The 23,045-nt window shown below is 42.3% G+C and carries 45 protein-coding genes, 1 tRNA gene and 1 pseudogene; 40 read left to right on the top strand and 7 right to left on the bottom strand.

The genetic code is table 11. The features are described from left to right. Nucleotides 1–20: 20 nt before the first annotated feature. From F890_RS10775 to F890_RS10760, 4 genes are all read right to left on the bottom strand, one after another. The gene (locus tag F890_RS10775; protein WP_005266917.1) at nucleotides 21–251 is read right to left on the bottom strand and encodes a hypothetical protein; all 231 of its coding nucleotides are present in this window, start codon (nucleotides 249–251) and stop codon (nucleotides 21–23) included. Between the two features lie 11 nt (nucleotides 252–262). Continuing rightward, nucleotides 263–793 (bottom strand): hypothetical protein, encoded by a 531-nt coding sequence (locus F890_RS10770; protein ID WP_005266916.1) that lies wholly within the window; start codon nucleotides 791–793, stop codon nucleotides 263–265. 97 nt (nucleotides 794–890) lie between these two features. Then, nucleotides 891–1,202: a hypothetical protein gene (locus tag F890_RS10765; protein WP_005266915.1), complete on the bottom strand. Its 312-nt coding sequence runs from the start codon at nucleotides 1,200–1,202 to the stop codon at nucleotides 891–893. Next, nucleotides 1,199–1,546 (bottom strand): hypothetical protein, encoded by a 348-nt coding sequence (locus F890_RS10760; RefSeq protein ID WP_005266914.1) that lies wholly within the window; start codon nucleotides 1,544–1,546, stop codon nucleotides 1,199–1,201. Before F890_RS10760 ends, F890_RS10765 begins: the two co-directional genes overlap by 4 nt. Before the next feature lie 218 nt (nucleotides 1,547–1,764). Here F890_RS10760 and F890_RS10755 point away from each other — a divergent pair, with 218 nt between their 5' ends. Then, nucleotides 1,765–1,944 carry a hypothetical protein gene (locus F890_RS10755; RefSeq protein ID WP_005266912.1) on the top strand — a complete coding sequence of 60 codons (180 nt, stop codon included), beginning with the start codon at nucleotides 1,765–1,767 and terminating at the stop codon, nucleotides 1,942–1,944. Here F890_RS10755 and F890_RS10750 read toward each other — a convergent pair. Both F890_RS10750 and F890_RS10745 read right to left on the bottom strand, forming a co-directional pair. Further along, the gene (locus tag F890_RS10750) at nucleotides 1,934–2,182 is read right to left on the bottom strand and encodes a hypothetical protein (protein WP_155756781.1); all 249 of its coding nucleotides are present in this window, start codon (nucleotides 2,180–2,182) and stop codon (nucleotides 1,934–1,936) included. The genes F890_RS10755 and F890_RS10750 overlap by 11 nt on opposite strands. Nucleotides 2,183–2,639: 457 nt before the next feature. Further along, nucleotides 2,640–3,341, bottom strand: coding sequence for a LexA family protein (locus F890_RS10745; RefSeq protein ID WP_005266908.1), 702 nt, complete (start codon nucleotides 3,339–3,341; stop codon nucleotides 2,640–2,642). A 92-nt stretch (nucleotides 3,342–3,433) separates the two neighbouring features. Here F890_RS10745 and F890_RS10740 point away from each other — a divergent pair, with 92 nt between their 5' ends. The 36 genes and pseudogenes from F890_RS10740 (at nucleotide 3,434) to F890_RS10575 (ending at nucleotide 21,135) form a co-directional block, all read left to right on the top strand. Continuing rightward, on the top strand, nucleotides 3,434–3,622 hold the full coding sequence (locus F890_RS10740; RefSeq protein WP_005266906.1) for a hypothetical protein: 189 nt from the start codon (nucleotides 3,434–3,436) through the stop codon (nucleotides 3,620–3,622). Nucleotides 3,623–3,679: 57 nt separating this feature from the next. Beyond that, on the top strand, nucleotides 3,680–4,171 hold the full coding sequence (locus F890_RS10735; RefSeq protein WP_004731383.1) for a phage regulatory CII family protein: 492 nt from the start codon (nucleotides 3,680–3,682) through the stop codon (nucleotides 4,169–4,171). 49 nt (nucleotides 4,172–4,220) lie between these two features. Continuing rightward, on the top strand, nucleotides 4,221–4,961 hold the full coding sequence (locus tag F890_RS10730) for a phage antirepressor KilAC domain-containing protein (RefSeq protein WP_004731382.1): 741 nt from the start codon (nucleotides 4,221–4,223) through the stop codon (nucleotides 4,959–4,961). After that, a complete protein-coding gene (locus F890_RS10725) occupies nucleotides 4,958–5,926 on the top strand; it encodes a hypothetical protein (protein ID WP_005266903.1) in 969 nt (322 codons plus the stop codon). Before F890_RS10730 ends, F890_RS10725 begins: the two co-directional genes overlap by 4 nt. Then, nucleotides 5,907–6,608 carry a hypothetical protein gene (locus F890_RS10720; RefSeq protein ID WP_005266902.1) on the top strand — a complete coding sequence of 234 codons (702 nt, stop codon included), beginning with the start codon at nucleotides 5,907–5,909 and terminating at the stop codon, nucleotides 6,606–6,608. The genes F890_RS10725 and F890_RS10720 overlap by 20 nt, the downstream gene beginning before the upstream one ends. Further along, nucleotides 6,605–6,829, top strand: a complete 225-nt coding sequence (locus F890_RS10715) for a hypothetical protein (RefSeq protein WP_017397995.1) — start codon at nucleotides 6,605–6,607, stop codon at nucleotides 6,827–6,829. Before F890_RS10720 ends, F890_RS10715 begins: the two co-directional genes overlap by 4 nt. Beyond that, complete coding sequence (locus F890_RS10710) at nucleotides 6,826–7,023, top strand: hypothetical protein (protein WP_005266900.1); 198 nt, start codon at nucleotides 6,826–6,828, stop codon at nucleotides 7,021–7,023. The genes F890_RS10715 and F890_RS10710 overlap by 4 nt, the downstream gene beginning before the upstream one ends. After that, the gene (locus tag F890_RS10705; RefSeq protein ID WP_005266897.1) at nucleotides 7,020–7,319 is read left to right on the top strand and encodes a hypothetical protein; all 300 of its coding nucleotides are present in this window, start codon (nucleotides 7,020–7,022) and stop codon (nucleotides 7,317–7,319) included. Before F890_RS10710 ends, F890_RS10705 begins: the two co-directional genes overlap by 4 nt. Continuing rightward, nucleotides 7,316–7,582, top strand: a complete 267-nt coding sequence (locus F890_RS10700; protein ID WP_005266895.1) for an IclR family transcriptional regulator — start codon at nucleotides 7,316–7,318, stop codon at nucleotides 7,580–7,582. The genes F890_RS10705 and F890_RS10700 overlap by 4 nt, the downstream gene beginning before the upstream one ends. Then, entirely contained in the window at nucleotides 7,576–7,911 is a 336-nt protein-coding gene (locus F890_RS10695) for a hypothetical protein (RefSeq protein ID WP_017397994.1), read from the top strand. The genes F890_RS10700 and F890_RS10695 overlap by 7 nt, the downstream gene beginning before the upstream one ends. Then, on the top strand, nucleotides 7,908–8,132 hold the full coding sequence (locus tag F890_RS10690; protein ID WP_026056596.1) for a hypothetical protein: 225 nt from the start codon (nucleotides 7,908–7,910) through the stop codon (nucleotides 8,130–8,132). Before F890_RS10695 ends, F890_RS10690 begins: the two co-directional genes overlap by 4 nt. Further along, nucleotides 8,125–8,484 (top strand): hypothetical protein, encoded by a 360-nt coding sequence (locus tag F890_RS10685; protein WP_005266891.1) that lies wholly within the window; start codon nucleotides 8,125–8,127, stop codon nucleotides 8,482–8,484. Before F890_RS10690 ends, F890_RS10685 begins: the two co-directional genes overlap by 8 nt. Then, entirely contained in the window at nucleotides 8,477–8,758 is a 282-nt protein-coding gene (locus F890_RS10680) for a PDDEXK family nuclease (RefSeq protein ID WP_005266889.1), read from the top strand. Before F890_RS10685 ends, F890_RS10680 begins: the two co-directional genes overlap by 8 nt. Before the next feature lie 12 nt (nucleotides 8,759–8,770). Then, complete coding sequence (locus tag F890_RS10675; RefSeq protein WP_005266887.1) at nucleotides 8,771–9,211, top strand: hypothetical protein; 441 nt, start codon at nucleotides 8,771–8,773, stop codon at nucleotides 9,209–9,211. Nucleotides 9,212–9,365: 154 nt separating this feature from the next. Next, nucleotides 9,366–9,442 (top strand) — tRNA-Arg (locus F890_RS10670). A gap of 269 nt (nucleotides 9,443–9,711) precedes the next feature. Further along, nucleotides 9,712–9,897, top strand: a complete 186-nt coding sequence (locus F890_RS18585) for a hypothetical protein (protein WP_130908671.1) — start codon at nucleotides 9,712–9,714, stop codon at nucleotides 9,895–9,897. Nucleotides 9,898–9,899: 2 nt separating this feature from the next. Then, the gene (locus F890_RS10665; RefSeq protein ID WP_005266885.1) at nucleotides 9,900–10,124 is read left to right on the top strand and encodes a hypothetical protein; all 225 of its coding nucleotides are present in this window, start codon (nucleotides 9,900–9,902) and stop codon (nucleotides 10,122–10,124) included. After that, on the top strand, nucleotides 10,063–10,341 hold the full coding sequence (locus tag F890_RS19095; RefSeq protein WP_034619042.1) for a hypothetical protein: 279 nt from the start codon (nucleotides 10,063–10,065) through the stop codon (nucleotides 10,339–10,341). Before F890_RS10665 ends, F890_RS19095 begins: the two co-directional genes overlap by 62 nt. Next, nucleotides 10,341–10,673: a hypothetical protein gene (locus tag F890_RS10655; protein ID WP_005266883.1), complete on the top strand. Its 333-nt coding sequence runs from the start codon at nucleotides 10,341–10,343 to the stop codon at nucleotides 10,671–10,673. The genes F890_RS19095 and F890_RS10655 overlap by 1 nt, the downstream gene beginning before the upstream one ends. A 33-nt stretch (nucleotides 10,674–10,706) precedes the next feature. After that, the gene (locus tag F890_RS10650; protein WP_005266881.1) at nucleotides 10,707–11,009 is read left to right on the top strand and encodes an Acb2/Tad1 domain-containing protein; all 303 of its coding nucleotides are present in this window, start codon (nucleotides 10,707–10,709) and stop codon (nucleotides 11,007–11,009) included. Nucleotides 11,010–11,028: 19 nt separating this feature from the next. After that, a complete protein-coding gene (locus F890_RS10645) occupies nucleotides 11,029–11,523 on the top strand; it encodes a NinB/YbcN family protein (RefSeq protein WP_005266879.1) in 495 nt (164 codons plus the stop codon). Nucleotides 11,524–11,568: 45 nt separating this feature from the next. Further along, the gene (locus F890_RS10640) at nucleotides 11,569–11,769 is read left to right on the top strand and encodes a hypothetical protein (protein ID WP_005266877.1); all 201 of its coding nucleotides are present in this window, start codon (nucleotides 11,569–11,571) and stop codon (nucleotides 11,767–11,769) included. Between the two features lie 5 nt (nucleotides 11,770–11,774). Next, entirely contained in the window at nucleotides 11,775–12,107 is a 333-nt protein-coding gene (locus F890_RS10635; RefSeq protein WP_005266875.1) for an HNH endonuclease signature motif containing protein, read from the top strand. 110 nt (nucleotides 12,108–12,217) lie between these two features. Continuing rightward, complete coding sequence (locus tag F890_RS10630; protein ID WP_005266874.1) at nucleotides 12,218–12,682, top strand: hypothetical protein; 465 nt, start codon at nucleotides 12,218–12,220, stop codon at nucleotides 12,680–12,682. Between the two features lie 72 nt (nucleotides 12,683–12,754). Then, nucleotides 12,755–14,257, top strand: coding sequence for a terminase large subunit (locus F890_RS10625; RefSeq protein WP_005266872.1), 1,503 nt, complete (start codon nucleotides 12,755–12,757; stop codon nucleotides 14,255–14,257). Between the two features lie 54 nt (nucleotides 14,258–14,311). Beyond that, nucleotides 14,312–14,902, top strand: a complete 591-nt coding sequence (locus F890_RS10620) for an HK97 family phage prohead protease (RefSeq protein ID WP_005266871.1) — start codon at nucleotides 14,312–14,314, stop codon at nucleotides 14,900–14,902. After that, complete coding sequence (locus F890_RS10615; protein ID WP_005266870.1) at nucleotides 14,899–16,206, top strand: phage major capsid protein; 1,308 nt, start codon at nucleotides 14,899–14,901, stop codon at nucleotides 16,204–16,206. The genes F890_RS10620 and F890_RS10615 overlap by 4 nt, the downstream gene beginning before the upstream one ends. Before the next feature lie 82 nt (nucleotides 16,207–16,288). After that, nucleotides 16,289–16,462, top strand: coding sequence for a hypothetical protein (locus tag F890_RS18805; RefSeq protein ID WP_005266869.1), 174 nt, complete (start codon nucleotides 16,289–16,291; stop codon nucleotides 16,460–16,462). Nucleotides 16,463–16,465: 3 nt separating this feature from the next. Continuing rightward, a complete protein-coding gene (locus tag F890_RS10610; protein ID WP_005266868.1) occupies nucleotides 16,466–17,908 on the top strand; it encodes a phage portal protein in 1,443 nt (480 codons plus the stop codon). Then, a complete protein-coding gene (locus F890_RS10605) occupies nucleotides 17,905–18,195 on the top strand; it encodes a head-tail connector protein (protein ID WP_005266867.1) in 291 nt (96 codons plus the stop codon). Before F890_RS10610 ends, F890_RS10605 begins: the two co-directional genes overlap by 4 nt. Nucleotides 18,196–18,203: 8 nt before the next feature. Then, the gene (locus F890_RS10600; RefSeq protein ID WP_005266866.1) at nucleotides 18,204–18,533 is read left to right on the top strand and encodes a phage head closure protein; all 330 of its coding nucleotides are present in this window, start codon (nucleotides 18,204–18,206) and stop codon (nucleotides 18,531–18,533) included. Nucleotides 18,534–18,536: 3 nt separating this feature from the next. Next, nucleotides 18,537–18,995 (top strand): HK97-gp10 family putative phage morphogenesis protein, encoded by a 459-nt coding sequence (locus F890_RS10595; protein ID WP_005266865.1) that lies wholly within the window; start codon nucleotides 18,537–18,539, stop codon nucleotides 18,993–18,995. Then, a pseudogene (locus F890_RS10590) lies at nucleotides 18,992–19,360 on the top strand (DUF3168 domain-containing protein); the annotation flags it as partial. The gene F890_RS10595 and the pseudogene F890_RS10590, both read left to right, overlap by 4 nt. A gap of 198 nt (nucleotides 19,361–19,558) precedes the next feature. Next, nucleotides 19,559–20,071 carry a Rha family transcriptional regulator gene (locus F890_RS10585; protein ID WP_005266863.1) on the top strand — a complete coding sequence of 171 codons (513 nt, stop codon included), beginning with the start codon at nucleotides 19,559–19,561 and terminating at the stop codon, nucleotides 20,069–20,071. A gap of 71 nt (nucleotides 20,072–20,142) precedes the next feature. Next, nucleotides 20,143–20,607, top strand: coding sequence for a phage tail tube protein (locus F890_RS10580; protein ID WP_005266862.1), 465 nt, complete (start codon nucleotides 20,143–20,145; stop codon nucleotides 20,605–20,607). Nucleotides 20,608–20,649: 42 nt separating this feature from the next. Next, a complete protein-coding gene (locus tag F890_RS10575) occupies nucleotides 20,650–21,135 on the top strand; it encodes a phage tail assembly chaperone family protein, TAC (protein ID WP_005266860.1) in 486 nt (161 codons plus the stop codon). 132 nt (nucleotides 21,136–21,267) lie between these two features. Here F890_RS10575 and F890_RS10570 read toward each other — a convergent pair whose 3' ends face one another. Continuing rightward, a complete protein-coding gene (locus F890_RS10570) occupies nucleotides 21,268–21,540 on the bottom strand; it encodes an Arc family DNA-binding protein (protein ID WP_005266858.1) in 273 nt (90 codons plus the stop codon). A 115-nt stretch (nucleotides 21,541–21,655) separates the two neighbouring features. Here F890_RS10570 and F890_RS18800 point away from each other — a divergent pair, with 115 nt between their 5' ends. The 3 genes from F890_RS18800 (at nucleotide 21,656) to F890_RS10560 (ending at nucleotide 23,040) form a co-directional block, all read left to right on the top strand. Beyond that, a complete protein-coding gene (locus F890_RS18800) occupies nucleotides 21,656–21,811 on the top strand; it encodes a hypothetical protein (protein ID WP_005266856.1) in 156 nt (51 codons plus the stop codon). 75 nt (nucleotides 21,812–21,886) lie between these two features. Further along, nucleotides 21,887–22,702, top strand: coding sequence for a BRO-N domain-containing protein (locus F890_RS10565; RefSeq protein ID WP_005266854.1), 816 nt, complete (start codon nucleotides 21,887–21,889; stop codon nucleotides 22,700–22,702). Beyond that, nucleotides 22,699–23,040, top strand: coding sequence for a hypothetical protein (locus tag F890_RS10560; RefSeq protein WP_005266851.1), 342 nt, complete (start codon nucleotides 22,699–22,701; stop codon nucleotides 23,038–23,040). The genes F890_RS10565 and F890_RS10560 overlap by 4 nt, the downstream gene beginning before the upstream one ends. The last annotated feature ends 5 nt before the right edge of the window (nucleotides 23,041–23,045 follow it).

Genomic DNA, 23,045 nt, shown 5'->3' with positions numbered 1-23,045 from the left:
CCCGCCACCTTCTTTAATTTTCATGCTGCCACCAATTTTTCATAAAATGATTCAATGGTTTCGCTTTCAAAGACAAAATGCTCAAACTCAGCACTATCGATCATTTGAACTTGAATACCGCGAGTCTCCTTAACTGGATCGCCAAAGGGCAGGTCGCCATCATTCATATATCCAACCGTTACACTGTTCTCAGTAACAGTTTTAATTTGCTCAACATTCAAAATTTTGTTTTCAACTTTTAGGAACTTCATATTGATTCCATTTATTTAGGTGAATACTTTTTGGATTTTTGGAAGTCTTCATATTCCCGAGACCCAAAGAAACCCACTTTTTCTAGAGCAGAGTTACGCACTCGTCTTCTGTTTGCCGTTCTGGTTCGTTCCAAATTTTCAGTTAGCCATTTGGGTGCCAGAGCCTTATCAACTTTTTTTAGACTTCCATTTGACTCAATATGGTAAATATCGATATTTCGGAAGTAGTCAGATATAAAAGTATTTCCCTTAACCTTAAGGGCGTAAAAACGGCATGGATTGTTTCCTACTCGATAGATTTCCAAACCTTGCTCATTACGAATGAAATCTGAAAAATAACGAGTATCCATTACAGGGATTGGCATCTTGATAACAGGTAAATCCAAAGCCATAAACTTGAGAAAACCTGTATATAAATCAGAAAAGCTAATCTGTGCTTTCTGATTTAAGGGTGTCCAATCATCTGATCCTTCCTCACACCAATAAACATCCCGACCATCACTTAAAGCGCTAAAGATTTGATCAGGCGAGTCGAGATTCATATTTGCTCCCTTAAGATTAAATAAATTGAGAATTACTCCAGTAAGACTTGGTTAAGTGAAATTGCCGCACCACATCCACAGAATTGAGCGTAAGTGTTCATTTTTTTCGCTCCTTATAGATCACCACCTTGTCACCTTCGATGGAGCCAAAATCAAAACCGTGTCGAGAGGCAAAGCAATCCAACACCTCTTGAAGGTCGTAATAGCTTTTCTCAGGCATAACATTCCTTGCCGGGTTCCATGGGTTCTTTCTAGACGATCGACGGGAGATATTTGGTGTTAAATCGAATTCCGGAGAAGTGTTTACCTCAGTAACATTACTTCTCGGCATTTCAATTACACGCTCTGGCTCTAGACCTAACGCTTCTTCCAGAACCGTTTTATTGCGTCTATCTCTTGGGTTACTCACTTCACACCCCCTACAATCGCAGCATTAATCTTTTCAATCTCATAACGATCAACATAGGCATTAATCGTCTTGTCAAAATGCACCACATTTAGAATGTCCAAGAACTCGACTGAGGCATCATCTAACGCATACTCGACATAGATGCTGTAATCATTAGCTTTGACAGTAGCGACACAGGTTTCATGGCAAGTACGTTTAAGCACTTCATATTTTTGAGCGGTGATAACCACTTGAGGATTATCATCAGCGACTTTGGCAGGCTGGAAAGCGTAAGCTACTGCTATCCCCGCGCTGATAGATACTGCAATGAATGCAGACTTGAGAATATTGGATTTAGTTGTCATACTTATCTCACTCACAGGTAGTATGTGGGTCACGCTCCAGGTAGTTGTCGTAGGCTACGCTGGGGCTTTTCTTTGTTTGTGAGATTTAGTTTACCAAAGGAAACTTTATAGTCAAGAGAAAAGTTTATTAAAAGAAACTTTTTATTCTTTATGGAAACTTTTATGCTTTAATAGACAAAAGAAAACCCACCGCTGGGGTGGGTTGTTTGGAGTTTGTTATGGATAAGAGCAAGGCTATCTCAGCCATTGAATCAGCAATATCAAAACTTGAGTCAGTGAAACTCAAATCCTTTATTTTAGAGTGGTCTGAAAACTATCAAAAAGTGGGTCGAATAAATCCAGATGAGGAAATTAAACAACTAAAAGATGCTCTAGCATGGCTCAATTCTAGTTCTTAATCATCTCTATTTGGTTGTTGTAGTTTGGGTAAATACTTTTGGCGAAATAATATTCCCATCCATACTCGCAAGAATTCATTTCTCGGTAAACTTGCTCTGAAACATCATAAATCGTCAATTTCATGCCATTTTCAAAGTCTATTTCAAGGCGACATTTGTGCTCAGGGCTTTCACCAAGATACCCAACATTAATAATCTTAGACTTATACTTTTCAGGCATATCATCTCTAAACTTCACTATTTTCTCCACCCGATCCAAGAGCCGCTCGGGTATGCGGCATTTGTTTTTTGATTTAATTTTATGTATTTTAAATATAGGTGAGGGGGTGCTTATCACACCCCCTCGGGTTTATGCAAACCAAGTCAGGAATGCGAGTACCGCATAAAGATTTATCTTTACTGATACTCTCAAGCCCTTCTTGGTCCGCAACGTCAATGAAAACATGGCATGTACCTTGTAATTCACTGGCGGGCGCCCACCAATATTTATATTGGTGCGTGTATTTATATAGCGCCATGCCGGGCGCTTGCCCTGAAGGTGTGGCCACACCGGAGGGGCGTTTCAGCTCATTTATGACATTAGGCCTCGCCTCACTCCCAGAGTGTTCACGTCACAAAATCACCTTTAGCGGATTACTAGCCCGCAATTCAGGATTAGTCGTCCTGAATATCCAAGCCGCATATAGCGGCTTTTATTATTTTCTAAATTCCCTGTGATGCTGCACAACCACACCAATAATTGAAATAGGATGCTTTTGTGAGTTATGAATAGGGAAGTCTGGATTTAACGGAACTAATTCAAACACTTCACGGCCATGCTCATCAAAGCCCACAACCCTGTATTTTTTGAAAGTAACTTCATAATCACCATTTTGAGCTACCACATAATCACCAGGCTGAGGAACGATTGACGCATCAATCACAATATCATCACCTGGCTGAAAGTCTGGATACATGCTCATACCTTCGACTGTCACACTAAAAATAGTGCTTGGGTCTTTATTCTCATATGTGGTGAGGGTATATCCCTTTGGCTCACCGCCATCATATGCGACTTCTCGCCACAATCCTGCCTGAACAAAATCCAACACTGGAATCCTTGTAAGTTTTTTTCCGTTAAATCTGACGTTATTAAAGCCTTTATCGTCTTCTTCTTTTGCAGGGCCACCAAGATTCTTAAGACCCTCACCATCCAAAATCCATTCAGGTGATGTTTTTAGGGCTTTTGCAAGAGATGTGATGCTTTTTCCACTAGGGACATTCACACCCGAGATCCATTTGGAGACCGTGCCTTTACTAAGGCCTGTAGCCTCAATCAGATCAACTTGCTGAAGGTTAAGCTCCTTCATTCTCATCAAGATACGTTCAGAAACGCTGCTCATTGCAAAAATACCCATAACTATTGTTTCCAATGGTAAACACTATTATTGACCTAAAAAGAAACTTATGGTTTACTTAGGGAAACTAAAAGTTTATCAAGGTAAACATTATGACTGTCGATGACGTAAAGGAGCATTACAAAGCTGAAACTGATGCAGACCTAGCGCGAATTTTAAAAAAAACTCGCGGAGCAATTAGTAAATGGCGCTCATATGGAATTCCAGCTTCAACCCAAGCAATTCTCCAGATTCAAAGTAAAGGCAAGTTAAAGGCAAATTTAGAAGCCTTAATTGCTTAAACCAATTATCAACAACTTAGCGTTTTTAATAAACGTGAAAGTAAACAAGGTGTTCACATGGATATATCGAAAGAGACCAAAACTGCATTGCACAAGATGGTGCACCAGTCGAACGGCATTACTCCAAAAGAGATAGCTGATCTTGTTGGTGTGTCTCATAACACGATTTTGAACTATGCCAATCCAAACATGGAAAACCATTTGCCGAGCCTGAAAGCATTTGAAGCAATGCTGACCTATACGCAAAACCCAGCCCCATTAAAAGTATGGGCACACAAATTAGGTTTTGTATTGGTTCCAGTAGATCAAGCTCAAGGCAAGGATCATGAACTAGGTGTTCTTGAATCGCTTCTTGGCATGAATGTTGGCAATGGTGCAGCAAACAAGCAGGTTTTATCTGCTCTGGAAGATGGTGTGGTGACACCTGCTGAAATGGATGAGACAGATCGCATTCTGGAAGAAATTGAACAGAAAATTCAATCTTTGCGAAAGGCCATGAAAGGCGAGTGTGCAAAGTATTTATCAGCTCTACAACGAGAAAAAGCCTGAGGTTAGAACTCAGGCTTTTTCGGTGTTCAAATCATCGGAGACTTAAACTATGAACATGTTAACACAAGGAAATTTTAACATAAACGAAGTAACAATGTCATCACTTGAGATTGTTGACTTTATTAACGAATACCGCGCTAAAAACGAAAGCAATCCAGTGCAACTTCGCCATGACCACTTTATGGCAAAAGTACCGAAGGTTTTAGGTGAGAATGCTGCCCCAAATTTTCGGGGCACCTATATAGCCAAAGACAAATCAGAGCGACCTTGCTACCACTTCCCAAAACGCGAAGCCTGCTTGATGGCTATGTCATATAGCTATGAGCTACAAGCTCAAGTGTTTGACCGCATGACCGCGATGGAAGAGGCACTTAAGGCTAAAAATAGTTTCGACATCACCAACCCAGCACACCTGCTTCAAGCAATCGAAGTACAAGCCAAACTTAATATTGAGCTTACTCAAAAAGTAGCAGTACTGGAACCAAAAGCCAAAGGTCTAGATCGCATTGCTGACTGCACCAATGTACTTGGCATCCGCGAATCTGCAAAGGTTCTCAAGGTTGGTCAAAACCAGTTGGTTCAATACCTAATTGACCACAAGGTGGTATACCGCGACCAGCACGGAAAAATTCAGGCTTATCAAAAATCTGTTGATCAAAAGCTTATTCATGTTGTGACCTCTGCACCTCGCTTATTTGAGTCGGGTGAAAAGGTATTCACACAGGTAAAACTTACTCAAAAATTAATTACTCGCATTGCGAAGTGGTTGGAGCAGGGGGTAGCAGCATGACAGCCCTAAAAAAACATGAGGACAATATTGTCCAATTCTCCAAAGGTAAAAAAATGGCTGACAAGTTTGAAAAAGGCTATGTCATGTCCAGTCGGTTATACCGATATGAGGTGCGGCCTTTTTTAAGTGATGCAGCAAAAAATGTCTATGCAGAACTTGAGGATCGTATTAACGGCTTTAAGGACAAGATAACCGACCATGTGAGCTATTCACAGTTGCAAGGCGGAAAGCTCGAAGGCTCTAAAAAATTAAGCACCAAAACTGTTAGTAATGGCCTTAAAGAGCTTCTCAAGTTGGGCGTGATTTCCATTGTTAGTGAGAACAGCCGCAAGGGTAATGAGTACCAGATTAATGAGGTTTCACTGGTCGAGCACTTCACTAAAGAAAGTACCACTTTACCTAGTAAAGCGCTTCCCTTAGTAAAGGGCAGTACTTTACCTAGTAAAGCGATAAGCACTTTACCTAGTAAAGACACAATAGAACTAACTTATAGAACTCTATCTATAGAACTATTAATTAAGTCGCTTCGCTCTAAAAAACCTTTGGAGGCTAACTTTTATAATTTCCCTTTCTTTGTAAAACAGCAAAAAGCAAAAGCCGAAGCTGAACGCAAAGACAAGGCTCGCAAATTATCTTATGACGAAGTGATCAAATTAACTTCAGAAAGATTTTCACTTCTCTGTGATTTCTCTCTTTGGGAACAATACGTTTCTAGTCGCTCTCAAACAGCAAAAACCAAGCTGACCAAAAATGCCCTAAATGCGATTTACAAGGATTTCCAGAAATGGGGATTTGATGGCAGCAATGAGTCTTTGAAAACTTCAATCACTGGCAACTATCAAGGTTTGTTTGCACCAAAGCAGCAATTTACACCTGGACAACAAAACCCAAAACCATCTCGCTGGGATGAAATCCAACAGTTGATCGCAAAAGAGGAGCAGGGCAATGACAGCTATGGTTACTAATCAACAAACTGCGGTTCAGCCAATCAAGACAGGTCAACTGGTTGGAATCTTCAAAGCAATTGCACCGCGCTCTTTTGAAAAAACATTTGAAGGTATGCCGATTGAAGCAATCAGCCATGCAATGAAAATCTGCATTGAAGGGCTTTCCAGAGAGGAGATTGATCTTGGCCTTCGCATGGTTCGTGATAACGGCTTTTGTCCAGATCCAGCCATGTTCCGCAAATGGTGTCTTGGGATTACAGGTTTCGGTACTGAGCAACAGCGTTTTGTCGATTCATTCAAAGGGAAGCATGCAGCACTGGGCAATATCGTGAAATGGCTTGGTGATAACAACCATGCAATCACAAATGCCGAAAAAGAAGCGTATGACCGCTGTTATGAAATGTTTGCTGAGATCCAGTGGGCAAAGAACGCTGATAGAGCCTCTTATTTAGCGTATGAGGCGTTTAAAGATAACTATGTGGACGTAGTTAAGGAATATGCCGAACAAGGGCAACAGCAAGCAATCTGGGTTAAACCGGTCGCTATTGAGAAAAAGATGGTAGTTGATCTTGGTGATTGGGGTCATGGGCCTGCACCAGTGCTTGGCAAGCCACTTCAAGGTGATGAGCTTAAAAAGTACCTAGAGGAAGCCAAGCGGAAAATTAAAGGTTTTAAGGAAAGCGCAGGGGGTGGGGTGTGAGTGTCGAAGTCCAAGTGACGGCAATTGACCGTCAAGCGCGAACAGTAACCGTAGAGGCCTATCAAGATGCAAGACGCATCTTCAAAAGCCCAATGCCATACAAAACTGAAACCAGAGCAAGCATTGAATCGTCTTTGAGAAAAGAACTTAAAAATTTTAATCGCCCGTCATGGGGTGGAATGAACATCGTATTCATGTGCCGTATTGGAGATGTGAAATGAAAAATATTCGAGATCAAAAAACAATGGATTGGTGCGAAGAACTGGAAGGTCTTGCATATGCACCAGTGATTAATCACGGCACTGTTTACGCATACAACAAACACAAATGCCGCTGCGAGTTTTGCAAGGAAGCTAAGGCGATTAGTAATCAGCGTGCTGCTCTTAAGGCAAAAGTTAAGCAGGTGGCGGCATGAATACAACAATTGAAGATGTACTTGCGTTTATTGCCTCAGCCTCACCATCCAACCTGAGCGCTATAGCAGAGGAAATGCAAGAGCAAGGGTATGAATTTGAATGCCTTGAATGCGAAACGCATGAGTGTGAAGAACATCAATGCAATCACGATGAAGAAATGCAAGAGGTCCGTGATGACTTCATCAAAGAGCTTGTGAGTCGTGGCAATCAGTTTGGGCTAAGCGACATGCTGGAAGAATTTAAGCGTGAGGCTGATCGTATCGGTGCTCGTTTGGATGCGAGAGGTGCAGCATGAACGAAAGAAAGTATCAGCACAACAAGGCAGCCTCATTAAATCGTGGCATTGACGTTTTACTTGTTATTAAAAACACACCAATCGCCACAACCAAGGAAATCAAAGATCAAGCGCTGCCATACATGACGATTAGATCGGTACAGCGCTACTTAAAAACCTTGGTGCAAGTCGGTCTTATTGGATTTGTTGGGGGTGGTAATGACGAATATCGCTATTTCCTCACACCCAAAGCCAAACAGCTATTCGGGGGTGCGCCATGTTAGACACCAAAGAGCAAATCAGAACAGCACTGATTGAAATTGCTGAATCATTGGGTCGACCACATTACGAGCCACTGACTGTCAGAGAGGTTTTGGCGAGTTTTGATAACAACACGGATCACCCACTGAAAGCAGCAGTATTAAGAAAAATACCTTTCCTTGGGCGCAAGAGTTCAATCGAGGTTGTGGTGCCAAACATAAGGCCTAAGAAACCAACTCGGAAGGCATCACCAGTTGAGGTGAAGAAAGAAATTTTGAAACTGGCACAGCATGGAACTATTACAAAATTCAGAAGCGGTTGTGACTGCAAGGAGTGCATGGAATGGGCGTGAACTTAATCGAGAAAACAGAATTAAAGGAATGTGACCATGATTGGGAAAATATTTCCACAGTTGAGAGTGTTGAGCGCCAGTTGATCTGTACCTATTGCTCAGAACGGAAAACAGAGCCTTTTGATGTGAATGTAAAGCGGTGGTCGGATGAGGAAACTGACCATTGTAGTGATATCAAGAACCACATTAGCCCAAATACGAAGGTGATTGAGCATGAGTGATTTTGAAAAGTGGTTTAAATCCTTAAATAAAAATGGCCGAGTTACTTATTTTCTTGGCCAAGAGGGCAGGATTTCAGAAGAAGCATGGAACCACCAACAAGCCATCATCGACGAGCACACCGAAGTCATCAAGATTCAAGACGCTGATTTGCGAAAGTATGAGAAGCAGATTGAGAGTTTGAAAGCCCAGCTCAACAACATGGAGGCTTGTTATATCGAGAAGAAGAAGGAGGTTGAGGACCAGCAGAAGCGGATTGATGATGTAGAAGCTGAGTGCAAGGACTGGCACAGGTCATCAGGGTCAGGATTAGCAGTTAGGATTTTAGAGGTGCTGCGAGGTGACAATGCGTAGAGCCGCAAAGGTTGATGCAAATCAGGCTGAAATTGTTAAAGCGTTACGTCAGGTTGGGGCAAGTGTTCAATCACTTGCTTCAACTGGCAAAGGTTGTCCAGATCTACTGGTAGGTATTCGGGGATTAAATTTCTTGATTGAAGTGAAGGATGGGGCAAAACCTAAATCAGATAGAAAACTCACACCAGACCAAGTGGTATGGCATCAGACATGGCAAGGCCGTGTTTATGTGGTTGAGAGTGTGGAACAGGCATTAGAAGTAATTAGGGTTTAAGAGGGAATAGGGATGAATGCGGTGGTTAAGGCAGAAGTGATGAATTGGGATCGTTTTAGTATTGAAGATTGGCTTAAGCAGTATGGGGCATACATCCAGATTTCTCGTATGAAGTCGGGTAATGAGCCAGACTCACTTGGGGTAAATCAGATTTACTGGCTGATTCTTGAAAATAACAAAGGGGTGGCACCGCGCAAGGATCAGGTCATTTGCCAGATTAATGATTTTGAGGCTGAGCAGGTGCGGAAGTTGATTGTTGATTTCAATAAGTCGAGTTCGGTTTGTGAGTCCGGTAAGCGTGCGGTTCAATTATTTGTAGAGCGCAATGTGCGCGGATTGTCTGACCGTAGAATGGAGGAAGAATTCAAATTGGGTCGGAATGTTCTGCGAAATATGATTTATGCAGGTAAGTTTTACCTGGCTGGACACGATAAGCGATTAAGAATCGAATAGTATTTGACTGGCATGCCACGATATGGCATATTTCAGGTATAGTGCGCTTGAGTAGTCGGGTACACTAGCGATTAAAGCTCATCGAAAGGTGGGCTTTTTGCATTATGGCGGTTTTATTAATTTCTAGTGGTTTTTAAATTAATACCGCCTCCCTGCGCCATTAGCTCAACTGGAAAGAGCATGGGTTTTCTATACCAATGGTTGTGGGTTCGAATCCTACATGGCGTGCCAGATTCTAAAAACGAGAAGCAAAATAGTTTGTCTCTCGAAAACAATTAAAAAGGAGAATCAAATGCTCCAATTTCTAAAACGATTATTCTGCTTTCATCACTATGATTATGAGTCAGATATTTTTATCCAGATCGAATGTCGTAAGTGTGGAAAGCGTCGAGACAATTACACGAATTAGCCGAACGTATTACGGCAAACAAAGCCCCTCGCATTCTAGATGTTGAGGGGTTTTTCTTTTCTTATTGGTGGTGAATATGCGAATGAGTCGAATGAGTTTAGGAATGGCTTTAGCATCCATGGGGATGATGGTGGTTGGTGATGGGATGCATCGAGCTACCGATAGTTTGGGTGCATTATCGCGGGCTATGCGTTTGACTCAACCAGCAAAACATAAATCAAAGCCTAACCGTGTAAGTCAGGCAAAGAGACGTAAATATAAGCGTCAAGGTCGGTGAATATGGACATAGTATCTGCACAAAGGGAATTAAAAGAACATTGCGACCAGATTGATATTTTACTCAGCCTTTCACGCAGCATGATGACTGCTAAAGAGATGGTGGATATTGATGAAAAGCTTAAACGCCACCGAGAGCGGGCAAGAAACATCAGAATCAATCTCTATGAAGCGCAACCCCAAAAGACTCGCAGCAATCAGAAAGCTGTCATGCATTCGGTGCGGTAATCCACATAGTCAGGCAGCTCATTCAAATTCAAGCCGTGACGGCAAAGGCAGGGGAATCAAGGCCGATGACAGCAAAACCGTTTGCCTGTGCCATTCCTGTCATTTCCAGTTCGATACCTTTCAATTGGGTAATCGGGCAGAGAGTGAAGCAATGTTTGATCAGTGGTTGGTGAGAGTGAATCGGATGTTGGTGATGGAAGATAGAGAGGTGTTTTGATGAATCAAGCTACGTTTTCACCAGTATTTGCATCAATGTATTGCGGGCTATGCGACATCGCCAGAAATAACGGCTATGCACTAACAGTCCATGGCACCATGAATCTTGATTTTGATTTAGTCGCTATTCCGTGGACAGACCAAGCAATTGAACCGGAAGAATTAATAAAATTAATAGCTGATCGCTGCAACTTACTAACTGGTCAAGAGTTTGGTACAGGGATATACAAGCAAGATGCAGAGATCAAGCCTCATGGTCGATTGGCTTGGTTAATTATAGTTGGTAGTGGTGCTGCTTTAGATATCAGTGTTATGCCTAAGCTAAGTAATTGAAAATATTATCGTACGAAGTTTCAGGAGAAGGAAATGGAAAACCAACATCAAAAAATCAAAGGCTACCGTGACTTATCCCAAGCTGAAATTGATCTTATGAATGAGATCAAGGCGATTGGCCCACAGGTTCAAGCTGTAATTGAGAAAGTGCAAAAACACATATCAACACAGCGATACAACTGTAAATGTGATGCGGGTCAAGCATTGGTAAACGGGGAAGAGTGGGAGCGACTGGAGGCAGCTACTCCAGAGCGATTTGCCGCCATGGCTAAGACAGACTTTCAGACTGGTCTAATGTATCTGGTTCGTGCTGTAGCTCAACCAACCAGTTTTTAAATAGGAATGGAGATAGGAAATGCAAAAAGCCGTGTTTCCTATCCAGAGTCATGTCGACATCACCAAAGCCATTAACTTCATGCATACCAATTACAATCAGGCGATTAATGAGGGTAAGCCGTTAAGGGTGGTGATTGATCAGAAGCAGGATGATAGATCGACAGCACAGAACCGCTTGTACTGGATGTGGATGTCTCAATGGTCTAAGCGTCAAGGCACAGATAAAGATACAGAGCATCTGTATTTCAAGAAGCAATTCTTAGCGCGTATCTATGATCGTGATGAGGTTGGTCAATACAAGAAGACGTTTGCAGCGGTTAAGGTTTTAAAAGATCAGAGACACCCGCAATACCAGGCTGTGGCAGATGGATTGAATGAATTGATCAGCACCACAGATGCAACGGTGGATCAGTTCACTGAGTACTTGAATGACATACATGTGTTCTGCAATAAACATGGGTGCTATCTACATACGCCTGAAGATCTGATGTATGCGTGGGAGATGAGCCAATGATATGCCAAGGCTGTGAAGCACGACGTAAATGGATGAAAGAACAATATGAACGATCAAGAGAAAGAATGCGGTTGTGTATCGAACGACTTACTCCTAAAGCTACTCGAGCAGAACAACCAGCTGATTCAGCAAAACAACCAACTCATCCAGATCAACAATGAACAGAATGCTCAGATCAATGAGCTACTAATTCAAATGGATGGTGATGAGGATGAGCAACCTAAGTCACAGTATTTGGATGGGTGAGTAGTATGAGTGGCACACCATCATGGCGAAGCGACAAGCGAACCTCAAGTGAACGTGGATATAATTCAAGATGGCGTAAGGCCAGAGAGTCATATCTAAAGTCACATCCTTTGTGTGTTATGTGTGAGGAACAAAATAAGATTGTGGTTGCAACCGTGGTCAATCACATTGTTCCACATAAAGGTGATCAGTCTTTGTTTTGGGACAAGAGTAATTGGCAGGCGGTTTGCAAATTACATCATGATTCAACAATCCAGAGACAGGAAAAGCAAAACATTGTTGTTGGTTGTGATGAGTCTGGCTTTCCACTCAATCCTGATCATCATTGGAATAAATAGAATAGAATCAAAGACATGGGGCGGGTATCTGCTTGAAAAATATCGTTTCAGTTAAAGACCGCCCCTGTACCATCTTTTTAATTCTATTGGGATTTTAAGGGCTAGAACACATGGCAGGAAGAAAGCGGTCAGACAGCACACATATCAAAACGCAATTAGTAGATGATCAGGATATTGCGCCACCAGAACACGTTCAGCTTCGAGATATTGATATGCCGTTTTGGTATGCTCTCGTGCGCGCGCGCGTAAAGGATAGCTGGAACACAGTTGACCTACAACATGCAGCAAATTTGGCAAGATGTCAGGCAGATATTGAACGCATTCAGCAAGAGATTCTGGAAGAAGGTGACACGCTAACCAATGATCGGGGAACGGTTGTCCTAAACCCTAAGCATTCATTGCTGGAAACACTTAGTCGCAGATCAATCGCACTGTCAAAACATATCCAAGTGCATGCGGTGGCAACGGTTGGCGAATCAGACAAGCAAAGAGGGAAAAATTCCGCAGCAGCCAAAGGTAGAAAGACCGCTGAGAAAACCAAAGAGGCTGATGATTTACTGGCTCGACCAAGCTAAAACACAATTAATCGCATAAATCAGACCGCCATCAAGGCGGTTTTTTAATGCCTATCGTCTTATAGGTGAAATATGACACGCGGTGAGCGGGTAATTGCTTTTATCGAGAGATACTGCAAAGCACCAGAGGGTGCACACGTTGGACAGCCAATTGTCCTTGAGGATTTTCAGAAGAAATTCATCCTAGATGTTTATGACAATCCGCATGGCACACATACAGCGATTTTAAGTATTGCGCGTAAGAATGGTAAAACTGCATTGATTGCAGGCATCCTGTTGGCGCATTTAATAGGGCCAGAGGCGCAGCAAAACAGTCAGATTGTAAGTGGTGCGCTCTCTAGAGATCAGGCGGCGATTGTTTTTAAGTTAGCCGTGAAGATGATTAACTTGAATGAAGCGTTGCAAGATCTGGTACATATCATCCCATCAACAAAAACATTAGTTGGCTTGGCAAAAAACGTAGAGTTTAGGGCGTTATCTGCTGAAGGCAAAACAACACACGGCCTATCACCTATTCTGGCAATTCTTGATGAGACGGGACAGGTAAAAGGACCGCAAGACGAATTTGTTGATGCTGTGGTGACAGCACAGGGTGCACATGAAGCACCGCTACTGATGGTGATTAGTACACAAGCCGCCACCGATGCAGACCTGTTGAGTATCTGGATTGATGACGCGCTAAAAGGTGAAGATCCAAAGACAGTATGTCACCTGTATACAACGCCAATGGAAAGCGACATTCTGGATAAGGAATCTTGGAAGTTATCTAATCCAGCGCTGGGCAAGTTTAGATCGGAGCCTGATATGCAAAAATTAGCAGAAAAGGCCAGTCGAATGCCAAGCGCTGAAAACACTTTCCGAAACCTAAACTTAAATCAGCGCGTTTCCACTGTTTCACCATTTATTGCCAAACAGACTTGGGATACTTGCCTTGGTGAACTGCCACCAATTTATGAGTGTGATGAAGTTTGGGCTGGGCTGGATTTGTCAGCTCGCACCGACTTAACTGCTTGTGTTTTTTTAGGTAGAAAGGGTGAGAAATACTACACATATCCTACCGTCTGGACACCAGAGATAGGTTTGGTTGATCGAGCTAAGCGTGACCGGGTTCCTTATGATTTATGGGTGAAACAAGGGTATTTATTTACAACTCCTGGCGCTACTGTGGATTACGAATATGTAGCAAAGCACATTGGTGAAATTGCATCAGATGTAAAAATTCTGCATGCAATCGCGTTTGACCGATGGCGGATAGATGTATTTAAAAAAGAGTGTGACAAGCTAGGGCTGGAATTGCCGCTTGTGGCATTTGGTCAAGGATTTAAAGATATGTCCCCAGCCTTGGATACATTGGAGGCGCAACTCCTAAACGCTCGAATCGTTCACAATAATAACCCTGCGCTAAACATGGCAGCCGCAAATGCTGTGGTAGTCAAAGACCCGGCTGGTGGTCGAAAGCTGGATAAATCCAAAGCCACAAATAGGATTGACCCCATGGTTGCTCTAGCGATGGCGTGTGGTGTTTCTAATTTTGAAGAAACAAAACAAGCAACATACAACATCTACTTCGTTTAATTTATTCATTTTCCAAAGCTCGCATTACGCGGGCTTTTTTATTGGGAGAGCCTTATGTCTGCTCTACATAAAACGTTTGGCTCAGTCCAAATTAAGAGCCTTGATGAAGAAAAGCGAACCTTTACTGGTATCGCAAGCACACCAAATCAAGACCGTGCCAAAGATGTGATGGTGCCTAAAGGTGCAAATTTTGAAGTGCCTATGCCTTTGTTATTTCACCATGACCCAACAAAAGCAATTGGTCAGGTGACAAGCGCAAAAGTCACAGCTAATGGCATTGAAGTCGAAATCCATATCCCTGAAATCGAAGAACCGGGTGTCTTGAAAGACCGTGTGGATGAGGCATATCAGTCATTGAAATACGGTCTGGTCAAAGGCCTATCAGTTGGATTTATCCCGAATTGGGATGAAGCGGAAATGATCAAAGGTGGTGGCATCCAGTTCAACTCATGGGAGTGGTATGAGCTTTCGTTGGTGACCATTCCTTGTAACCGTGAATCAGAAACAGAATTTTCAAAAGCATTTGAGGAACACAAAGCCGCGTTGGGCGAAAAACCTCAAGACGTTCCAGGTGGCGATTCATCTGAACAAAAACACGTTGTCGTAAAACTTAATAGCCCAACAAAGGGTGGAGTGAAACTATGAAAGAGTATTTAGCAAAGCTGCTTAAAGCATTGGCTGAAAAAAACCAAGCAATGCAAACAGCGTTATCAAAGTCAGCGGGTGAGGGCAGTACGCCTGATGAAGCAACTGAAGCAGAAATTCAGGCGATTGAAAAAGATATCGCAGCGCTCGAAGTAAATATTGAGCGCACTAAAAAGCAAATCAAAGCTGTTGAAGAAGCTGAAAAGAAGGGTCTTCAAGAGCCGGCTCCTACACCGGGTCAAGAGCCTGAGCCAAAAATTGAAATTGTAAAAACTTTAGAGCCGGGTATCGGCTTTGCTCAATATGCGCGTGCAAAACTTGCAGCTGCTCTTGAGGCTAAAAAAGGTCACTACATTGCACCGGTGGACATGGCGAAACAGCTTGGCTTTGGCGATGAAGTTCAAGACCTTGTGACAAAGGCAACCTTGGGTACCACTACCGATGCAGGCTTTGCAGCATCACTGGTCACTGAAAACCGCTTAGTTGGTGAATTTGTTGACATGCTTCGTGCTGCAACTGTATTTGACCAACTTACAGGTTTCCGTAATGTACCGTTCAACTCAAAAATCCCAAGTCAATTGACCGGCGGTCAAGCGCAATGGGTGGGTGAAGGCGCTCCAAAGCCATTAACAAACCCAACATATGGTGAAGTGGAAATCAAAGAGCACAAGCTTGCTGCGATCACTGTCTACACACAGGAATTAATGCGACGCTCAGACCCAGCCGTAGATATTTTGGTTCGTGATGACTTAATTGAAGCATCAAAAACTTTAATCGATAACACGTTCCTTGATGCTGGTGCTGCTACTGCGGTTCGTCCTGCGGGTGTTTTAAATGGGGTAACAGCCACTCCAAATACAGGCACTACAGCAGCAAATTATGAAGCTGATTTACTGGCCCTGGTGAATAGCTTTGTGACGGCCAACCTTTCACTGGATGGCTCATACTTCGTAATGTCGGAAACACGCGCTGCACAAATTAGCTTGCTTCGTGATGCGCTAGGAAATACCTACTTCCAGGGCATGGCACTTCGCGGTACTCGTACATTGATGGGTATTCCAGTAATCACATCACAAACAGTCGGCGACAAGATCATTCTTGTGAAAACTTCTGAAATCCTGCTTGCTCAGGATGGTGGTGTGGATGTGTCTTACTCTGATCAAGCAACTCTGGTTGATGGTGGTACGACTCATCACTTATGGCAAGAAAACAAATTTGCGGTACGTGTTGAGAAGTTCATCACTTGGGCGAAACGTCGTCCGATTGCTGCAGCATTCCTGGACTACACACCAACTGGCGGCTAATTAAAGTCACCAAAAAACAGCTCCTTAATCGGGGCTGTTTTTATATCTAAGCATCACAATTGTTTAGCTATAGGAACAGTCTATGAAGATTAAATATTTAAAGATGACCCATGATTCCAATATTGGGGATGTGAAAGAGATTCCTGATTTTCAGGCAAATGTATTGCTCAAAATTGGTATTGCAGAGGTCTATACAGAACCGAAAAAAGCATCACCAAGAGCAAAAAAGAAGATAAAACCAAAGAATAGGATGTAAAGAATGGGCTTTTTCGGAAATTTATTTGGTAAAAAGAAATCCCTCCAAGGAGTCCATTCAAACCAAGGGTGGACTTCTTTATTTGTACATGAGCCTTATTCTGGTGCTTGGCAAAAGAATGATGAACTGACTCGGGAAGATCTTGCAGCACATCATGCAGTATTTAGTTGTGTTTCATTGATTTCTCAAGATATTGGCAAGATGCCGATTCTGCTAAAAAAGAAGCAGCAGGGTGTCTGGATTGATCAGGAGATTCCAGAGCGTTTCAGTGTTCTAAATAAGCCAAACCACTATCAAACATGGCAGCAATTCAGTGAACAATGGACCACATCATTATTGCTTCGCGGTAATACCTATGTGATGAAGGTCCGGGATATCTTCTCAGGCAAAGTTGTTGGCTTAAAAGTTTTAAATCCCGACTTAACAAAGCCATTGATCAGTGATGCTGGTGATGTTTTTTATCAACTCAATGATGATCGACTCAATCAGATTTCTCATGAAGTGGTGCCAGCATCTGAAATCATTCATGACCGCATTAACTGTTTTTACCATCCACTTGTGGGCTTATCGCCGATTACAGCATGTGCGGTAGCAGCAGGACATGGACTGGAGATTCAGAAAAGCCAGCGCCAGCACTTTAGAAACAATAGCCGACCAGGTGGAATCTTGATTGCTCCTGGTCCCATTGATCCAGACAAAGCAGCAGCGATCAAAAAGCAATGGAATGAGAACTATAGTGGCGCCAATGCTGGTTGCACAGCGGTAGTTGGTGACAACATGAAGTTTGAAGCCATTACCGTTTCGGCTGCAGATTCTCAGTTGATTGAGCAGATGCGAATGACGAATGAAGTCATTTGTGCTGTTTTCCATGTACCGCAATTTAAGTTAGGTATTGGCACCATTCCAGCAGGGCAAAAAGTTTCAGATCTAAATGAAATCTATTATTCGGATTGCTTGCAAAGTCTGATAGAAGCGCGTGAAAACCTGCTTGATGAAAGTCTTGGTCTAAAAGAATCCAATTTAGAAGCCTTTCTTGATCTGGATACATTGATCCGCATGGATTCAGTGTCTCAGATGCAGCGACTAAAAGAAGGTGTTGGTGCAGCAATCATGACACCAAATGAGGCGCGTCAAAAACTTGGTTTAGGCCCACTGGAAGGCGGTGACACGGTTTACATGCAGCAGCAGAACTTCTCGCTTGAAGCGCTGTCTAAGCGTGACCAGAAAGAAGATCCTTTTGGAAAATCTGCACCAAATACACCGCAAGATACTGAAAATTCAGATCAAAAAAGCCAATATCAAGGCATTTTTAAGACTGAAAATCAGTATAAATCAGGCCAGTTTGTGACGCATAAGGGCTCATTGTGGCACTGTGAAAAAGATCATTCAGGCGAATTTAGCCATGAAAACTTCAAATTGGCGCAAAAGAAATGGGGTGAAGAATGAGTATTGTAGATTTAGAGACACTTAAGCTTCATCTTCGATATGACGACGATTCAAATGACTTGATGCTTCAGGGTTATTTGGATGCAGCAGATTCGGTGGTGTTGAATTACATCACTGATGAGTTTGAGCCTGATTATCCCAAGGCAATTCATCAGGCAATTTTGTTACTGTGTGGATATTGGGACCAGTACCGCAATGCTGAGCAGGAAATGCCGGTAAATGGCAACTTCCTGCCGATGCCGGTACAAAGCCTGCTTTATCCATATCGTAAGCCTACAGCGATTTGAGGTGATATATGGCCCAACGTGCCGGCGAACTATGCCACCGTGTAACGATTCAGCATAAAACCACGACCTATGATGAATACAACTATGAAACCGAAGCTTGGACTGAATATAAGAAGCTCTGGTCTAAATTAGAATTCCTTTCTGTTAAAGATTCTCTAAATGCCAAAGCTGCCGGATCAGAAACCACAGCACGGCTAAAACTGCGCAAGCGTGATGATATCGACTCAAGTATGCGTGTTTTATTCGATGGTCAGACTTTCCAGATCGTGTCGCCACCTAAACCAGACAATGAAAATGGTCGGATTTATATGACACTGGAGTTGTCGCTAGTGGAGTAAGCCATGTCAGTAGAATTCAATATTGAAGGCTTGGATGAAGTTCAGGGAAAGCTTAAAAGACTTGGCAATCCCCGCTTGATGAAGAATGCTGCAAGACGCTCCATGCGTAAAGCCATGGCGATTGTACGTGATGCGGCTCGGGCTGGGGCAAAAAATATTGATGATCCGCAAACAAGCGAAAAGATCTGGAAAAATATTGCGATTGCAGCGGGTAAAACTCGAAATCCTAACGAGGTAATCATGCGTGTCGGTGTGCGTGGCGGTGCGTCATTCTCCAATCCTAATCCACCTAAAACAAGTGGTGGTGACACCAGACATTGGCGTTGGGTAGAGCTAGGCAGTGTGCATAATCCACCAACTCCATTTATGCGACCAGCACTGCAAAACAATATCCAAGCCGTAACCAATAGCTTTGCTGAAAACTTCAATAAAGAAATTGACAAGGAACTCGCAAAATTATGAACATTTTACCTGTAGTTCCGGTGCTCAATGCCAGTATTGATGTGAGAGAATTGCTTGGCACCAATCCTTTAAGAGTATTTGAAGATGTAGCGCCACACAAAACGCCATATCCCTATGCGGTCTGGTCGGTAGTCACGGCCAATCCTGAAAATCATTTAGATTGCCCAGCGAATACTGATCATGTGTCATTCCAGATTGTGGTTTATGACACCGAGCAGAAAAGAGCATCGGATATTCGGGCAGCAATCAGAATGGCTTTAGAGCCACATTGCTACGTTACCAATATTCACCCAAGCCATTTTGAGCGCATTGCCGACACTAATATTTTCGGTCGCGGCTTTGATGCGAATTGGTTTTTAGACCGAATAGACAGATCTGCGAAGATTTATAGTTACATTGAAAAATCAAGGCTCTTTATTGGCTCGCAAGAAGTGATGATTGGTAAAGATTTTGATTTAGTTTAAATGGAAATTTCCACATAGCACCCAACCGGGTGTTTTTTTATGCCTGAGTGTTTTATTTGCATTCTGCATTCAGGCCAACACAACTCAAAGGAGTTACCTATGAATGCGATGTTAAAACCGATTGAAATCGTTAATGTAGAAAATGGCGAACCAATGACAACTACACTGCAAATTGCATTGGGTTTGGGGTTGCAACATAAAAACGTGATGCAAATGGTCAGAACATATCTCCCTGATTTTCAGGAGTTTGGCTTGGTCGCATTTAAAACGCGAGCAAGATTAGAAGGTCAGCATGGTGGTGGTGATGTTCGCTATGTAGCTTTGAATGAACAGCAAGCAACTTTTTTAATGACTCTTTTACGTAACAGTCCGAGAGTAATTGAATTTAAGAAGGCTCTGGTGAAGGCATTCTTTGAAACACGTGAGTTCATTCGCTCACAAGACCAGACATACAATAATATTCACAACAAGCTATCACTACAGTTACAGCTAGAAAAATCAGATGCAAGCCTTGCGGGTAGTGTTTTAGGAAGCTATCGCAAGAAAAGAGATTTATTAATGACTGCAATTACTGAAGTCGAACGACTTATGCAGCCATGCCTATTTGAATAACCAATTTAATTTCAAACCAATGCCACCACTCGGTGGCTTTTTTTATGCCTAAAATTGAGGAGCACTCGCAAATGGCAGAATTACGCACGCAAGGGACAAACGTCTTTGCTTTTGATGGTACCGACATTACGCAACTTGTCTGTGTAACCGGTATCGACTTAGGGAGTGACAGTACTTCAAAAATTGAAACAACCTGTCTTGAAGAAAAGAAATTCAAATCCTATGTGCCCGGGCTATCTGATCCGGGGGAGGGTTCACTTTCAATTCGACTCGACCCTAAAAACAGCTCACACCTAAAACTTATTCAATGGGCAGAAAATCGCACTGAACTTGAATTTTATATTGGTGCAAGTGATTCAGTGGCTCCGCCAACAGTAGCTACAAAGAAGGTGACTCTACCAACTGGTCGCTCATTCTGGTCATTTAAGGGCGCATTAACTCCAGCAGTACCAACCTTTGAAGCGGATTCTATTGTTGGTTATCAATTCACTTTGCAGCGCTCAACTGGTGTGACTCTTACTCCAGCAACTGTTTAATCCAAAGCCCCTGTATTGGGGCTTTATTCTTTCTGGTGAATCATGAAAAAATTAACTTTAAAAGACATTAAATCTGGCGCTCTAATGGGTAAGCCAGAGCACGTAACTGTTCAAATTAAAGTTGCTGGTGAAGACGCGGAGTTTGATACTCATATTCTGCCATTCAGCTACAGCACAGCAGTAGCCCAAATGAAAGCTTATGGTGAAAACAAAGAGGCTTTAGCTGGTGTTTTGGCAAGTGTTATTTGTGATGAAAAAGGACAGCTTGCATTCACTGAAGATGAAATCCGCACCCATTTCAACCAAGCTTTAGTAGATGCACTATGGTCAAAAATTGTGGATATTAACGTATTGGGAAAGCAACTGAACTCAACCAAGACGACGAAATCCTCATCGAGATCAGCATCGCGCTCGGCAAAACGTACAGCGAAATCGCAGACCTCCCATACAGGGAAATTAAAAAGTACACCGCCTACATCCGAAAATACGGAAGCCTCAACCTCGGAAGGAGATTCGAGCAAGAGCTAGCAAGGATTCACCAGTCTATTTTAATGCTGAAAGGCGTTAAGAATGTGAAGCTGCATGACCTAATGACCCATGAAGAAAAGCCAGTAGAAAAGAATCTTGAGGATTATCTGGTGGAGAATTTTGGGAAATAGATCAAACAGGATGATCTATAAGTTGCTTGATTAGCTTCTCAACCATTTCTTTTAATTCCTTCACCTGTTGAGCTTGATCTAAGTATGAGCGCTTCATTAACTCAAATTCAAGTGTTTCTGAAACCTTAACTTCAGGCTCAAAACTTTGTTCTAGGCGAGCGACCATTTCCGCACTTTGCGAACGATTATTTTTTTCTGCTGAATCTTCAATTTTTTGTTTTAGCTCAGGCGGCACACGCAATCTAACTATGGTGTGATCAGTTTGATTACTCATTAAAAACCTCAATGCCACAAATTGTGGTAAATATTTCATGATAGGTATTTACATTACCACAAAGTGTGGCTATAGTTATTAAACGCCACAAAATGTGGCATAAATAGGAGCTAGTATGAAAGAAGAATTTGTTTATGTGAAAGGTCGCCTAGATAGCGATCTGCATAAAGAACTTAAGCTGATTGCTAAAGAGGATAAAAGATCAATCGTTTATCTTATGAATGAAGCAGTTAAATTATTGGTAGAAAAACACAAGAGTGCGAAAGCATGAAATCAATAGACAACAAAAAAGCCCAGACTTTCGACGGCAAGGGCTTAATTGATTGTCAACAAAGGAATATTAACTATGTCTAGTTTAGCATTAAGTTTTAACGAAGTAAATTTTTCACCAGTAGAGCGAGATGGCCAGATTTGGTTGACCGCGGGCGAACTTGCTAGAGCATTAGGATATGCAAAGGCAAATGCTGTAACTCAGGTTTATGAGCGCAATCAGGATGAGTTTAATCAATCTATGACGCAAGTCATTGATAATCCCCAGAGCCTCAATTTGAGGCTGCGGATTTTCAGCTTACGCGGTGCTCACTTAATCGCAATGTTTTCCAAGACAGCAATCGCTAAAAAATTCCGCAAATGGGTTTTGGATGTTTTGGATCGCGAAGTTATGAGTCAGCAGGTAAATTCCAAGCAAACCATCTCGGTAGAGCAGTGTGGAATTTTATATAATATTGTTCATACACGCGCTGGTGGCAATCAAGGCTTGATTAAACAAATGTGGAGTCGCCTAAAAAATCACTTTAAATACTCTGCGAGCTACCGTGAATTGCGTGCCATTCATTTTGAGGATGCAAAACATTATTTAGAGCTTATGGAATTAAGGGTGAGTTCAAAGCAGCCGGAAGTTAAGGCTCTACCTTATCCACAAGAGGTTATTCAAATTGCCGAACAGATTAATCGGGAATTTAAAAATTCTAGATATGATTCTTGGCATGTAAGTGCTCGTAATGGTGTATTGACTGCAATGCCATTGCCACCGGGTTTTTACCCAACAATGAACATTGCAGAATTCACTAAACGCTTTGATAGTGTATTAGATTTGCTGTATGGAACAGATACACTGCGCGTAGGGCGCTATATGTTAGCGGAGATGAATAAAAAGCCATGAAAGTATTAAATTTTTCAAATATACCGCTTAATTACTTGGATGTTGCAAAGCAAATTCTTAACTTGGATATTGTTAAAGAAGAAATTGAGTTCATGCAGCGCTTAGATATTGAAGATCCAGTGGTAGAGCTTGAGGCGGTGCATGATGGCTACACCTTGGTATCCATACCTCATGCCGATGTTTGGCTTTTAAGGCTACCGGATGGTGTCTGGAAAAGAGCATATATCGGGCATGGTGAGGTTTATGCTAAAACCGTACTAGAGGATAAATATAAGCACTTAGAAGTTTTTAAGGCTAATATCGCTAGCTTCAGAAAAGTCTATCCGGTTTATATTTAATACCT

It is taken from the genome of Acinetobacter sp. CIP 64.7 (genome assembly GCF_000369745.1).
Taxonomy (GTDB): domain Bacteria; phylum Pseudomonadota; class Gammaproteobacteria; order Pseudomonadales; family Moraxellaceae; genus Acinetobacter; species Acinetobacter fasciculus.
This window is presented reverse-complemented; position numbering and strand designations above follow the sequence as displayed.